Source organism: Mycobacterium sp. MAC_080597_8934, from assembly GCF_000523975.1.
Taxonomy (GTDB): Bacteria; Actinomycetota; Actinomycetes; order Mycobacteriales; family Mycobacteriaceae; genus Mycobacterium; species Mycobacterium avium.
Genome location: NZ_JAOS01000028.1, coordinates 182,205 through 195,735, shown reverse-complemented (window position 1 = coordinate 195,735; position 13,531 = coordinate 182,205). Strand labels below are relative to the sequence as shown.

Genomic DNA, 13,531 nt, shown 5'->3' with positions numbered 1-13,531 from the left:
TCTGGATATATTCGACTGTACTCAGATAAGCACCTCGGTATGCTTAAAGCAACTCAGCCGAGGAGGTGATTTGGATGACACTGCTGCAGGGGCCGCTGGCCGACCGCGATGCCTGGTCGGCGGTGGGGGAGTGCGCGATCGAGAAGACGATGGCCGTCGTCGGCACCAAGTCCGCGATGCTGATCATGCGCGAGGCGTACTACGGCACCACCCGGTTCGACGACTTCGCCCGGCGGGTGGGCATCACCAAGGCGGCCACTTCCGCGCGGCTGGCGGAGCTGGTCGAGCTGGGGCTGCTGAAACGGCGGCCGTATCGGGAACCCGGGCAGCGCAGCCGCGAAGAGTACGTGCTCACCCAGGCCGGAATCGACTTCATGCCGGTGGTGTGGGCGATGTTCGAGTGGGGCCGGCGTCATCTGCCGGGGCGTCACCGGTTGCAGCTGACCCACCTGGGCTGCGGCGCCGAGGTCGGCGTCGAAATCCGTTGCGCCGAAGGGCATTTTGTGCCGCCCGACGAACTGGGTATGCGGTTGGCTAAGAAGTCTGGTTGAGCGCGTCCAGCAGCCGTCGGGCGGCGGCGACGCGGCGGGCGGCGGGTCCGGTCAGCGTGTCCAGGGCGCATTCGGGGTCGGCGGGCGGTCCCATGTGCCCGCAGCCGCGCGGGCAGTCCGCGATGGCCTCCGCCAGGTCCGAGAACGCCATCACGACGTCGTCGGGCTGGATGTGGGCCAGGCCGAAGGACCGGATGCCCGGCGTGTCGATCACCCAGCCGGTGGTGCCCAGCCGCTCGGTCAACGGCAGCGCCACCGACTGCGTCGAGGTGTGGCGCCCCTTGCCGATCTCGGTCACCGCGCCGACGGCCCGGTCCGCGTCGGGCACCAGGCGGTTCACCAACGTCGACTTGCCGACGCCGGAATGCCCGAGCAGCACGGTGATCTTGCCCGCGAGCAGGTCGGCCACCGCGGGCAGGGGATCGTCGCGGCCCGCGGCCACCACGGTCAGGTCGAGGTCGGCGAACTGCTGCGCGAACGGCTCCGGCGGGGCCAGGTCGGTCTTGGTCAGGCACAGGATCGGCACCAGCCCGCCGGCGTAGGCGGCGATCAGCGCCCGGTCCACCAGGCCGGTGCGCGGCGGCGGATCGGCCAGCGCCACCACGATCAGCAGCTGGTCGGCGTTGGCGACCACCACCCGCTCGGTCGGATCGGTGTCATCGGCGGTGCGCCGCAACACCGTTCGGCGCTCGCCGCGACGCACGATGCGGGCCAGCGTGTCCGGCCGCCCGGACAGGTCGCCCACGACGTCGACGTCATCGCCGACCACGATCGGCGTGCGACCGAGTTCGCGCGCCCGCATCGCGGTGACCCGGCGGTCCGGGTCGCCGCCCAGCACGCATCCCCAGCGGCCGCGGTCGACGCTGACCACCATGGCGGCCCGCGCGTCGGCGTGCTCGGGACGGGTCTTGGTGCGCGGCCGCGAACCGCGGCCGGAGCGGATCTTGACGTCGGACTCGTCGTAGTCGCCGGGTCTCACATGCCGTGCTCTTCCCCGTCCGGCAGGCTGGTGTCCAGCATGCGGGCCCACAGCCGCGGAAAGTCCGGCAGCGTCTTGCTGGTGGCGCCGATGTCGTCGACTCGGACCCCGGCCACCCGCAGCCCGACGATCGCACCGGCCATCGCCATCCGGTGGTCGGCGTAGGCGTGCCACACCCCGGGGCGCAGCGGCGTCGCGGTGATCACCAGGCCGTCGGGTGTTTCGGTGCAGTCGCCGCCGAGGCGGTTGATCTCGGCGCTCAGCGCGGCCAGCCGGTCGGTCTCGTGGCCGCGCAGGTGCGCGATGCCGGACAGCCGCGACACCGATCCCGGCGTGGCCAGCGCCGCCAGGGCGGCCACCGACGGTGTCAGCTCGCCGACCGCGCGCAGGTCGACGTCGAAACCGTCATAGCTCCCGGAGCCGCGCACCTCCAGAGACGAATCAGTCTGGGAGACAACGGCATTCAGCTTGCCCAACACGCTCAGGATATTGTCGGCGGGTTGCACGCTGTCGGCCGGCCAGCCGGTGATGCGCACGGTGCCGCCGCTGACCACGGCCGCCGCCAGGAACGGAACGGCGTTGGTCAGGTCCGGTTCCACCTCCCAGTGCCGGGCCGAGACCGGCCCCGGCCGCACCTGCCAGCGGTTGGGGACCGAGTCGTCGACGTCGACGCCGGCCTGGCGCAGCATCGCCACCGTCATCGCGATGTGCGGGGCCGACGGCAGCGCCGCGCCGGTGTGCTGCACGGTCAGGCCCTCGGTGAAGGAGGCCGCGCAGAGCAACAGCCCGGAGACGAACTGCGAGGAGGCCGACGCGTCGATGGCCACGGTCCCCCCGGCGAGCGCGCCGCTGCCGTGCACCCGGAACGGCAGGGCGGTGCCTTCGATGCGCACGCCGAGCCCGCGCAGCGCGTCCAGCAGCGGCGCGATCGGCCGGGCCCGGGCCTGCTCGTCGCCGTCAAACTCCACCACCGCGTCGGCCAGCGCCGCCAGGGGCGGAACGAACCGCAGCACCGTTCCGGCCAGCCCGCAGTCGACCCGGGCGTGTGGTCCGGGCGCGATGCGGCCGCTGACGGTCAGCTCCGGGCCTGTCCCGTCGACGCGCAGGCCCAGGGTGCGCAGCGCGCCGATCATCAGGTCGGTGTCGCGGCTGCGCAGCGCCCCGCTGAGGGTCGGGGTGCCCCGGCCCTGGGCGGCGGCCAGCGCCGCCAGCACCAGGGCCCGGTTGGTCTGCGACTTCGAACCCGGAACGGTCACGGTCGCGTGCACCGGTTGCGGTGCGAGGGGGGCCGTCCACGTAGTCACCGGTCCATCATCGCCTGTCACCGTTTTCGGGCCCAATAGCACTGCGTGGCTCTGCCACTGACCCGTACCCGGTGGCTCTGCCACTGACCCGTACCCGGTGGCTCTGCCACCATGGGAGTCATGTGCGGACGGTTTGCGGTCACCACCGATCCGGCGCAGCTGGCCCAGAAGATCAAGGCGATCGACGAAACCACCGGCGCCGCCCCGAGCGACACGGCTCCCAACTACAACGTGGCGCCGACGTCGACCATCGCCACGGTGGTCAGCCGCCATTCCGAGCCCGAGGACGAGCCGACGCGACGGGTGCGGCTGATGCGCTGGGGATTGGTGCCGCCGTGGGCCAAAGCCGGACCGGGCGGTGCGCCCGAGACCAAGGGGCCGATGCTGATCAACGCCCGCGCCGACAAGGTCACCAGCTCACCCGCCTTCCGGGCCAGCGCCAAGTCCAAGCGGTGCCTGATCCCGATGGACGGCTACTACGAGTGGCGGGTCAACTCCGACGCCCCGGCCGGCAAAAAGCCCCGCAAGACGCCGTTCTTCATGTACTCCGAGGACGGTGAGCCGCTGTTCATGGCGGGCCTGTGGTCGGTCTGGAAGCCGGCCAAGGACGCACCGCCCCTGTTGAGCTGCACGATCATCACCACCGACGCGCCCGGGGAACTCGCGCAGATCCACGATCGGATGCCGTTGGTGATGCCCGAGCGGGACTGGGACCGCTGGCTCGATCCCGACGCCCCGGTCGACGAGGAGCTGCTGACCCGCCCGCCCGACGTGCACGCCATCCGCATGCGCGAGGTCTCCACGCTGGTCAACAACGTCCGCAACAACGGCCCGGAGTTGCTCGAGCCGGCCAAGCCGGAGCCCGAGCAGGCTCGGCTTCTCTAGCGCCGTCGAGCGCTACGCCGCCTCGTCGTCATCGCCGTCGTCGTCTTCACCCCCGTTCTCCCCGCGGAGGAGTTTTTCGGGGTGGTGGAAGGTGTTGGTGCGGGGTTGGTTTCGGTCTAGGTGGGGTGGTGGGATCCATTCGGTTTCGCCGCGTGCGTTTTTGTGGGTGGTCCAGGCGCCGGGTTGCAGGAGGCGGTGGTGGGGTCCGCAGGCGAAGGTCAGATCGTTGATGTCGGTGGTGTGGCAGGTGGCGTAGTCGGTGCAGTGATGCACCTCGGCGTAGTAGCCGGGGACGGTGCAGCCGGGGGCGGTGCAGCCGCGGTCTTTGGCGTATAACACGATGCGCTGTGCGGGGGAGGCCAGGCGTTTGGTGTGATACAGGGCCAGGGCTTTGCCGTGGTCGAAGATGGCGAGGTAGTGGCGGGCGTGCCGGGATAGCCGGATCACATCGGACATGGGCAGCAGGGTGCCGCCGCCGGTGAGGCCGCGTCCGGCGGCGGTTTCGAGGTCGGCCAGGGTGGTGGTGACGATGATGGAGGCCGGGAGCCCGTTGTGCTGGCCGAGGTTTCCTGAGGCCAGCAGGGCGCGCAGCCCGGCCAGCAGCCCATCGTGGTTGCGTTGAGCCGCCGAGCGGGCATCACCGTCGATGGCGGTTTGACTCGGACTGCCGTCCACGCAGGGGTTTTCATCGAGTGGGTTGCACATGCCGGGGGCGGCGAGTTTGGCCAGCACCGCCTCGAGGGTGGCACGTAGTTCGGGGGACAGCCAGCCGCGGAGTTCGGACATGCCGTCGGCGTGTTGGTTGCCCAGGGTGAGGCTGCGGCGGCGGGCCCGGTCTTCGTCGCGGTAGAGGCCGTCGGGGTTGAGGCAATCGGCCAGCGTGCCGGCCAGTGCCGCGAGGTGTTCGGGACGATACCGGGTGCCTTCCCTGGCCAGGTCGGTTTCGGCGCGCTCCCGGGTCGCCTGGTCGATCCAACCGGGCAACTGGTGGCAGAACTTACGAATGACGGCCACCTGCTCGAGGCCCAACGACCCGGCGCGTTGCCGCGCGGCGGTGGCCGCCAGCAGCGGCGGCAACGGCTCGCCGGTCAGCCCGACGCGGGGGCCCAGGTCGGCGGCGGTGTGCACCCGCCGGGCGGCCTCGGCGCGGCTGATCAGGGTGGCCTCGGCGATCGCATGCGAAAGCCGGCCCCCCAACTCCGCCGGGCTGGCGTCGCGGGCCAGCGCGTTGATCAGCGGATGCTCGACCGCCGGCAGCCGCCGGCGCAGTTTCTCGCAGCGGTTCAGCAACGCCAACTTCTCGCGCGTGGCCAACGCGGCGTAGTCGCAGTCGAGCAGATCGTCCAGGGCGGCATCGATGGCGTCGAACGCCGCCGACACCGCCTCCCGATCACTACTCATACCTCGCAAACTAGGCGAGCCCACCGACAAAAAATCCCGCAATGTGACCACAGAAACCAAAGTGACACAAGGGATTTAGGCGGCGGCAGGACGCGTGCGCCCACTGCCCGGCCGGTGCGCCAACGCCCTGAGGTTTGGCCAGCCGGCCCGCCACCAACCGGCGCGGAATCAGTTGCTCAGCACCAACTTCCAGTTGCCGTTGACGTTCCGGTCCGGAACGCACCAGAAGTTGTTCCAGTTCCCCGGCGTGGACACCTTCACGCCCGGGCCGGCATCTTGACATGCCTCCCGGGTGGGATAGTTGCCCTCGGTCTGAAGCGTCTCGGCGGTGCTGACGCCCACGCCGATCGTCACCAGCCCGGCCAATGCCAGCACGCCGGCACCGGCAAAACGCTTGACACAACGCTTCATGTCCATCGAATCCTCCTGTGGGCGCGCGAATCGGCATCAACGGTATGCCGAAGCGAGGGACCCTGGAGCGCTTTTCGCCGCCAAGCTAACTTCGCTGCGCCCGCAGTGCCACCGCGGTGGCCACCGCCTCCAGCAGATGGGCGAGTTGCTCGGCGTCGCCGACGTTGCGGTCACCCGCCGCCAGCCGGGTGAAGACACCGGCGATGAACGTCGTCACGGCGGTGGTCTGCGCGTCCAACAGCGCGGGGTCGCGGATGTCGGGCTGGAGGTGGGCGATGGCATCCCGGGCCATCGAGTTGACCCTGCCGGCGAAAACCTGCGAGGTTTCGGCCAGACCGGGATCGCGGGCGGCGCCCAGCAGCAGCTCGTGGCGCGCCCGGTTCAGCATCAGCCCGGGCCCACTGGCCTGCATCATGGTGAGCCGCGCCAGGTGCGCGAACGGCGACAGCGGATCGAGCGGCTCGTCGATCACCGACTGCAGGTTGGCGACGTCGATCTCGGCCACCCGCTTGCCGACTCCCTGCAGCAGCGCGGCACGGGTGCGGTAGTAGTACGATGTGGTGCCCTCGGGGACGCCGGCGTAACGGTCGACCTGCCCGTGCGTCAGTCCGCGCGAGCCGTGCTCGGCGAGCACCCGGATCGCGGCGTCACACAGCTGGCGGCGGCGTTCGTCGCCGTCACGCCTGCGGGATCGGGAGTCGGCTGCCATGAGTCACCGAAGGACGGTGCCGCCGTCGATGTTGATGACCTGACCGTTGATCCAATCACCCTCGGCGGAAAGCAGAAACGCGACCAGCGCGGCGACGTCGGCCGGGTCGCCGACGCGCGGCCCACGAATTCGCTTGAGCGCGGCGGCTTCCAGCTCCGGCCATTGCGGCACCGACCGGATGGTCTCGGTGGCGGTGAACCCGGGCGCGACCGCGTTGCACCGGATGTTGTCCTTGCCCCACCGCGACGCGACGTGGCGGGTGAGAGCGCCGATGCCGGCTTTCGCGGTGGCATAGGCCGGCCGGGCGGGATCACCCTGAAACGCCGCGGCCGATGACATGTTGACGATGGCCCCTCCGCCGCGGTCCAGCATGCGCGGGATGGCGTATTTCATGGCGGCCACATAACCGCGCAGGCTGACCGTCATCACCCGGTCCCAGACGTCGAAGTCGATATCGACCACGTCGGTGTCGGCCCGGATGGTGCTCATGTCGGCGCCCACGTTGAACAGCAGGTCCATGCCGCCGTAAGTCGTTGTGGCGCAGTCGATCAGGGCGGCGACCGACGCCGGGTCGGCGAGGTCGAAGGCCACCTGGGTCGCCGTGCCGCCGGCGGCGCCGATGCGGTCGGCCGTCTGCCGCGCGGCGTCGACGGCCAGGTCGCCGATGACCACGCGGCAGCCTTCCCGGCCAGCCGGGCGGCCGTCGCCGCACCGATGCCGGTGGCCCCACCGACCACGACAGCGACCTTGTCCGCCAGCCCGCGAAGACCCATGGAAATCCCCTTCACCGCCGCAACCCGCCGCAACCGGCCGCAACATATTGACTTTACCTCTAGAACTGTAGAGGATCGCCAGTCATGGCTGGGATTCACCGGGAGCGACCCGGAGCCGGCGACCTGGCGGCCGCCACCGGCGCCCCGGCGACGCCGCTGGGCGACGACGTCTGGATGTCACCCGGGGTCTCGAACTCCTATGCGGTGGCCACCGACGACGGGCGGGTGATCGTCAACACCGGCCTGGTCTTCGAAGGGCCGTTGCACCGCAAGGCTTTTGCCGACGTCCCCGGTCCGGCGCGGGCCATCATCGTCACCCAGGGACACGCCGACCACTGGGGTGGCGTGAACGCGCTGCGCGACGGCGCCGACGACGGCGACGGCGACGACGACAGCGACGACCGTGGCACCGACATCGTCATGCATCGCAACTATCGGTACTGGCGCGACGACAACGCGCTGCTGATGGGCTATCGGGTGCCCAAGACGTCGTTCGCGTTCCAGAAGTTCTCCGACGCCATGCTCGAGCACTTCAAGACCATCGACCCCGCCGAGCTCGACTTCACCTTCCCCGAGCCGACCGTTACCTTCGACCAGCGCATGAACCTGCGTGTCGGCGGGCGCGCCTTCGAGCTGGCGTGGACGCCGGGTGGGGAGACCACCGACGCGCTGGTGGTGTGGCTGCCCGAGGAGCGAATCCTGTTCACCGGCAACCTGTTCGGGCCGCTGTTCGGCCATGTGCCCAACCTGATGACCATCCGCGGAGACCGCTACCGCGACCCCATTCTCTACATCGAGTCGTTGAACACCGTGCTGGAGTTCGGGCCGCAGCGACTGATCACCGGTCACTTCGCCCCCATCGAGGGCGCCGACCGCATCGCCGAGGAAGTCACCGCGATGCGCGACGCCATGCGGGCCGTGCACGACCGCACCGCCGAGCTGATGAATTCCGGCGCCGACCTGTACACGGCCATGCGCGAGGTCAGGGTGCCCGAGCGGTTCGACATCGGCGAGGGGTACGGCAAGACCTCGTGGAATGTGCGGGCCATCTGGGAGATGTACACCGGATGGTTCCGGCACCGCTCCACCACCGAGTTGTACGGTGTGCCACCGGATTCCGTCGCGGCCGACGTGGTCGACGCCGCCGGCGCCGAAACGCTGGCCGAGGCGGCCCGCGCTCACCTGGACGGCGGGCGGCCGGTGCAGGCGCTGCATCTCACCGACCTCGTCCTGGCCGCCGAACCGGCGCACGCCCGGGCGCGTGCGGTCGCCGCCGACGCCCACGAGGCGCTGCTGGCCGGCACCGAAAACTTCTGGGAGAAAGCCTGGCTCACCAAATCGATCCGCGAATTGAGGGACCCGGAATGAACACCGTCCACTTCGACTTCACCGACGCCCGGGTGCTGGTGACCGGCGGCACCAGCGGCATCGGCAACGCGATCGCCACCGCCTTCGCCGACTCCGGGGCCGCCGTCACGGTGACCGGAACCCGCGCCGGGGCCACCGACTACCCCGACACCGACCTCGGTGCGTTCAGCTACCGGCAGTGCCGCATCCAGGATCCGGAATCCATTGACGCCCTGGCGAACTCACTGTCAGGTCTGGACATACTGGTCAACAACGCCGGCGGGCCCTACCCCGCGGGCGACGAATACGACCCGGACGGCTACGTCGCCTCGGTGGCGCAGAACATGTTCGGCCCGATGCGGCTGACCATGCGCTGTCATGACCTGCTCAAGTCCAGCCGGGCCGCCGGCGGCGCCAGTGTGGTCAACGTCGTCTCGATGTCGGCGTTCCGCTCGGCGGTCTTCGTCCCCGGCTACGCGTCGTCGAAGATGGGCTTGGTCGCCCTGACCATGAACCTGTCCCGCCGCTGGGCCGGCGACGGGATCCGGGTCAACGCCATCGCCCCCGGGCTGATCGACACCCGAATGACCCACCCCGCCATGGGAATTCCCGAAGTGATGGACGTCGAGATCGGTTTTCACACCCCGCTGGGCCGGCCGGGCACGCCCGCGGACTGCGCTGGGGCCACGCTGTTTTTGTGTACCGAGGCGGCGTCGTACATCACGGGCAGCACGATTGCGGTCGACGGCGGATACCTGACGGTCTAGGGCCATGAGCGACTTCGACAACATCACCACCGCCGACGACGTCTTCAAGCTGGCCGCGCAGCGCACCGGCCTCAGCGAAATCGACTCCGACTCTTGGCGAGAGGGCCTGGCGCTGATCGTCGACGAGGTCAACACCTCGCCGGTCTTCACGCCATTCGGGCGCCAGCGAGTCCTCGACGACGCCACCAACGCGCTGGGCCGGCGCCTACAGGTGCACGCCTACATCCAGGACCACCCCGAGGTGCTCGACGCGCCGGTCGAGCGGCCGCTCATCGTGCTCGGCATGCCGCGCACCGGCACCACGGTCATCAGTTACCTGCTCGACCAGGACCCGGCCCGGCGGTCGCCGCTGCACTGGCAGTGCGTGCATCCGGTCCCGCCGGCGAGCACCGAGACGCTGCGCACCGACCCGCGCTGCCTGGCCCTGCTGGACGAGCAGCGCAAGATCCTGGACGCCGTGACACGGGCGAAAATGCCGCTGCCGCACTGGGAAGACGCCGACGGCCCGACCGAGGACATGTTCATCCACAACCAGGACTTCAAGGGCCTGTCCTGGGATTCCTTCCTGCCCACGGACCGCTACGCGCGGTGGCTGTTCGACGAGGCCGACATGAGCAGCACGTACGAGTACCAGAAGCGATACCTGCAGGTGCTGCAGTCCACCGCCCCGGGCAGCTGGAGCCTGAAGATGCCGTCGCATTCGGTGCACATCGAGGCGCTGCTCAAGGTGTTCCCGGACGCCCGGCTGATCTGGGCCCACCGCGACCCGTACAAGGCGACCGGTTCGCTGTGCAACCTGTGGCGGCTGCCGCAGAGCCTGGTGATGAACACCGAGCTTCTCGATCAGACGGAGATGGGCCGGCTGGCGATGTGGCAGATGCGCTACCACGTCGACCGGCCGCTGCGGGCCCGCGAGCGCATCGGCGACGAGCGCTTCTTCCACATGTACTACCACGAGATGATGCGCGACCCGATGGACGTCATGCGGCGCATCTACGAGTGGGCCGACGAGCCGTTGACCGCCGAAACCGAAGCGCGCATGCGCAATTGGCGCGCCGAGCACCCGCAGGACCGGTTCGCGCTCAACGCCTATCGCCTCGACGAATACGGCCTGACCGTCGAAGCGCTCCAGCCGATCTTCGCCGAATACCTCGACACCTTCGACATTGAACTGGAAGGCACGCCGTGAAAGCATCCGTGGTTACCGGCCCGGACCGGGCCGAGGTCGTCGAGGTCGAGCGCCCCGGCGTGGGCCCGCGCGACGTGCTGGTGCGGATGCGTGCCTGCGGTATCTGCGGTTCCGACGCGTTCTACATCAGCATCGGTGGCGTCCCGCCGCGGCAGGGACACACCCCGCTCGGGCACGAACCGGCCGGCGAGGTCGTCGGGGTCGGCGCCGAGGTGACCGGGCTGGCCGTCGGTGACCACGTCGTCATCAACCCGATGGCCGCGCCCAGCGGCATCATCGGCAACGGCGGAGCCAGCGGGGCGCTCGCCGACTACCTGCTGATCGAAAACGCCGTCCGCGGAACAAGTCTCGAGGTCATTCCGGACCACATCCCGTGGGAGGTGGCGGCGCTCAACGAACCGATGGCCGTCGCGCGCCACGGCGTCAACCGCTGTCAACCCCGACCCACGGACAAGGTCGTCGTCTTCGGCGCCGGCCCGATCGGGCTGGGCGCCACGCTGGCCTTCAAATCCCTCGGCGTGCAGCACATCGTGGTCATCGATCTGATTCCCGGGCGCCTGGACAAGGCAGTGCGGATCGGCGCCGACGCGGTCGTCAACTCCGCCGAAGAAGACGTGGCGGCGCGCCTGGTCGAGCTGCACGGCCCGGGCGAGAGCATGTTCCCCGGCAAGGCCGGCACCGACATCTACCTCGACGCTGCCGGCGCGCCGGCCGTCGTCAGCACCGCGCTGGCCGCCGCCAAGAAGGGCGCCACGTTGGGAATCGTTGGCGTGCACAAGGAACCGGTGCCCGTCGACCTGATCAACGTGATGAGCAACGAGATCACCATCGTCGGGAGCATGGGTTATCCGGACGAAATCTTCGAAGTGACCGGCGATCTGGTGAGGAACTGGGAGAAGTACGCGCTGATCGTCAGCCACACCATTCCGTTCGACCGCGTCGGCGAGGCGCTCGAACTGGCCCGTACTCCCGGCGCCGCCGACAAGGTCGTCGTCACCTTCTGCTGACCGGCCTACGAACGGCCGCTCCTAGGGGCCGGTGTATCCCGGCGGGTTGACGCCGTCCACCCAAAAGTCCACGCCCAGTTGGGATCCCGGCACGCAGTTGTACACCGACAGGTCGGTGACACCGGATTCCACCAGCACGTCCTCGCACAGCAGCATGTTGCCGGTGAACTCGCGGGCCGGCTTGTTGAGGATGACGTAGGCGGCGTCCGAATACACCTCGGGCTTGCGGGCCCGGCCCATGGCCTCGTCCCCGCCGAGCAGGTTCTGCACCGCGGCCGTCGCCACCAGCGTGCGCGGCCACAGCGTGTTCGAGGCGATGCCGGCCTCGCGCATCTCCTCGGCGATGCCCAACGCGCACAACGTCATACCGAATTTGGCCATCATGTAGGCCGTCGGCTTCAACCACTCCTTGCCGAGCAGCACCGGCGGCGACAGCGTCAGGATGTGCGGGTTCGCCCGGCCCTTCAGGTGCGGGATGCACGCCTGCGACACCGCGTAGGTGCCGCGCACCTGGATGCCGTTCATCAGGTCGAACCGCTTCATCGGCACCTCGGTGATGGAACCCAGGTTGATCGCCGAGGCGTTGTTGACGCAGATGTCGATACCGCCGAACTGCTCGACGGTCTTGGCGACGGCGGCCTCCACCGACTCCGGGTCGCGGACGTCGCCCACGATCGGCAACGCCTGTCCGCCCGCTTCCTCCAGCTCCTTGGCCGCCGTGTACACCGTCCCCGGCAGCTTCGGGTGCGGCTCGGCCGTCTTGGCGATCAACGCGATGTTGGCGCCGTCCTGGGCGGCGCGCTTGGCGATCGCCAGGCCGATACCGCGACTGGCGCCGGAGATGAACATGGTCTTGCCATTCAGGGACATGGCGTCACACTAACGCCACGGCGGATCCGGTCCGATCGGGGTCTGACCGGGCCCGGAAAGCCGCGGGAAATGCGGCCGGAAACCGGCGGGAAATAGCCCGGTCGCGCGCACTGTTGATCCAATCGGTCTTTGGATCGGTATTGGGATCGGTCTTTGGTGCGGTGGGCCACACCCGGGCAGACACTGTCGGGGGCAGCCTTTAGATTGGGAGGAGCAGCGTGGTGTCAACGGCGACGAGCCTGTTAGGCGAGGAGCAGTTGGCTGGCTTCCTTGCGAGTCCGGGGGCGCTTTCGGTGCTTTCCGGTGACACCGCAGCAGAAGGGACCGGGTTTATCGAAATGGCCGATTCTCCAGATGGCCCAGACGGCGTGACCAGCCCGGAAGTCCCCGAGGCGCACGCAGAACCGGCGGCGCACGAAGAGACGCGCGAAGAGACCGACGCCGAATTGACGGCGCGGTTCGAGCGCGACGCGATTCCCCTGCTGGACCAGCTGTACGGCGGTGCGCTGCGGATGACCCGCAATCCGGCCGACGCCGAGGATTTGCTGCAGGAAACGATGGTGAAGGCCTACGCGGGGTTCCGCTCGTTTCGCGCCGGCACCAATCTCAAGGCGTGGCTCTACCGCATCCTGACCAACACCTACATCAACAGCTACCGCAAGAAGCAGCGCCAGCCCGCGGAGTATCCGACCGAGGAAATCACCGATTGGCAGCTGGCGTCGAATGCGGAGCATTCCTCGACCGGGCTGCGTTCGGCCGAGGTCGAGGCGCTGGAATCGCTGCCGGATTCCGAAATCAAAGACGCGCTGCAGGCTTTGCCGGAAGAATTCCGGATGGCGGTGTATTACGCCGATGTCGAGGGTTTCCCGTACAAGGAAATCGCCGAGATCATGGATACGCCGATTGGAACGGTAATGTCACGGCTGCACCGCGGCCGACGGCAGCTGCGTGGCCTGCTGGCCGACGTGGCCAAGGAGCGCGGTTTCAACCGCGGGCAGCAGACGCACGAGGAGGTGTCGTCATGAGTGAGTCATCCGGGCAAGGCGACGCCTTGTCCGAATCCTGCCCGAACGACGATTCCCACGGCGCCGTCGGCTGCGCGGAGGTGATCCGCCAGGTCTGGCTGCTGCTCGACGGCGAATGCGGCCCGGACACCCGGGAGCAACTGCGCCGGCACCTCGAGGCGTGTCCCGGCTGCTTCAAGCACTACGGGCTCGAGGAGCGGATCAAGGCGTTGATCGCCACGAAATGCAAGGGCGAGAAGGCCCCGGAGGGCTTGCGCGAGCGGCTGCGGTTGGAAATCCGGCGCACCACCATCATCCGGGGCACGCAGTAGCG

At 69.1% G+C, this 13,531-nt stretch carries 14 protein-coding genes and 1 pseudogene; 8 read left to right on the top strand and 7 right to left on the bottom strand.

Features of this window, described 5'->3' with window-relative positions:
• Nucleotides 1-74: 74 nt before the first annotated feature.
• Entirely contained in the window at nt 75-551 is a 477-nt protein-coding gene (locus tag NF20_RS16060) for a winged helix-turn-helix transcriptional regulator (protein WP_023860920.1), read from the top strand.
• Here NF20_RS16060 and rsgA read toward each other — a convergent pair.
• The gene (rsgA, locus tag NF20_RS16055; RefSeq protein ID WP_009978701.1) at nt 535-1,530 is read right to left on the bottom strand and encodes a ribosome small subunit-dependent GTPase A; all 996 of its coding nucleotides are present in this window, start codon (nt 1,528-1,530) and stop codon (nt 535-537) included. The genes NF20_RS16060 and rsgA overlap by 17 nt on opposite strands.
• On the bottom strand, nt 1,527-2,834 hold the full coding sequence (aroA, locus tag NF20_RS16050) for a 3-phosphoshikimate 1-carboxyvinyltransferase (RefSeq protein ID WP_023860921.1): 1,308 nt from the start codon (nt 2,832-2,834) through the stop codon (nt 1,527-1,529). The genes rsgA and aroA overlap by 4 nt, the downstream gene beginning before the upstream one ends.
• 120 nt (nt 2,835-2,954) lie before the next feature.
• Here aroA and NF20_RS16045 point away from each other — a divergent pair, with 120 nt between their 5' ends.
• Nucleotides 2,955-3,719 (top strand): SOS response-associated peptidase, encoded by a 765-nt coding sequence (locus NF20_RS16045; RefSeq protein ID WP_023860922.1) that lies wholly within the window; start codon nt 2,955-2,957, stop codon nt 3,717-3,719.
• 12 nt (nt 3,720-3,731) lie between these two features.
• Here the strand turns inward: NF20_RS16045 and NF20_RS16040 are convergent, their stop codons facing one another.
• From NF20_RS16040 to NF20_RS16025, 4 genes and pseudogenes are all read right to left on the bottom strand, one after another.
• Entirely contained in the window at nt 3,732-5,120 is a 1,389-nt protein-coding gene (locus tag NF20_RS16040) for an HNH endonuclease signature motif containing protein (protein ID WP_033717351.1), read from the bottom strand.
• 168 nt (nt 5,121-5,288) lie between these two features.
• The gene (locus NF20_RS16035) at nt 5,289-5,537 is read right to left on the bottom strand and encodes a hypothetical protein (protein ID WP_023860962.1); all 249 of its coding nucleotides are present in this window, start codon (nt 5,535-5,537) and stop codon (nt 5,289-5,291) included.
• 79 nt (nt 5,538-5,616) lie between these two features.
• The gene (locus NF20_RS16030; RefSeq protein WP_023860963.1) at nt 5,617-6,240 is read right to left on the bottom strand and encodes a TetR/AcrR family transcriptional regulator; all 624 of its coding nucleotides are present in this window, start codon (nt 6,238-6,240) and stop codon (nt 5,617-5,619) included.
• A 3-nt stretch (nt 6,241-6,243) separates the two neighbouring features.
• A pseudogene (locus NF20_RS16025) lies at nt 6,244-7,013 on the bottom strand (SDR family NAD(P)-dependent oxidoreductase).
• 84 nt (nt 7,014-7,097) lie between these two features.
• Here NF20_RS16025 and NF20_RS16020 point away from each other — a divergent pair.
• From NF20_RS16020 to NF20_RS16005, 4 genes are read left to right on the top strand one after another with little or no spacing between them, the layout of a single operon-like run.
• A complete protein-coding gene (locus NF20_RS16020) occupies nt 7,098-8,381 on the top strand; it encodes an alkyl sulfatase dimerization domain-containing protein (RefSeq protein WP_023860965.1) in 1,284 nt (427 codons plus the stop codon).
• Nucleotides 8,378-9,127 carry an SDR family NAD(P)-dependent oxidoreductase gene (locus NF20_RS16015; RefSeq protein ID WP_023860966.1) on the top strand — a complete coding sequence of 250 codons (750 nt, stop codon included), beginning with the start codon at nt 8,378-8,380 and terminating at the stop codon, nt 9,125-9,127. The genes NF20_RS16020 and NF20_RS16015 overlap by 4 nt, the downstream gene beginning before the upstream one ends.
• 4 nt (nt 9,128-9,131) lie before the next feature.
• A complete protein-coding gene (locus tag NF20_RS16010; protein WP_023860967.1) occupies nt 9,132-10,316 on the top strand; it encodes a sulfotransferase family protein in 1,185 nt (394 codons plus the stop codon).
• Complete coding sequence (locus NF20_RS16005; RefSeq protein ID WP_023860968.1) at nt 10,313-11,323, top strand: zinc-dependent alcohol dehydrogenase; 1,011 nt, start codon at nt 10,313-10,315, stop codon at nt 11,321-11,323. Before NF20_RS16010 ends, NF20_RS16005 begins: the two co-directional genes overlap by 4 nt.
• Before the next feature lie 21 nt (nt 11,324-11,344).
• On the opposite strand, the gene NF20_RS16000 is transcribed toward NF20_RS16005, so the two are convergent.
• A complete protein-coding gene (locus NF20_RS16000; protein ID WP_023860969.1) occupies nt 11,345-12,193 on the bottom strand; it encodes an SDR family oxidoreductase in 849 nt (282 codons plus the stop codon).
• 218 nt (nt 12,194-12,411) lie between these two features.
• On the opposite strand from NF20_RS16000, the gene NF20_RS15995 reads away from it, so the two are divergent.
• Both NF20_RS15995 and rsrA read left to right on the top strand, forming a co-directional pair.
• Nucleotides 12,412-13,218, top strand: a complete 807-nt coding sequence (locus NF20_RS15995; RefSeq protein ID WP_011725922.1) for a sigma-70 family RNA polymerase sigma factor — start codon at nt 12,412-12,414, stop codon at nt 13,216-13,218.
• Nucleotides 13,215-13,529, top strand: a complete 315-nt coding sequence (rsrA, locus tag NF20_RS15990; protein ID WP_010949924.1) for a mycothiol system anti-sigma-R factor — start codon at nt 13,215-13,217, stop codon at nt 13,527-13,529. The genes NF20_RS15995 and rsrA overlap by 4 nt, the downstream gene beginning before the upstream one ends.
• Nucleotides 13,530-13,531 lie beyond the last annotated feature (2 nt).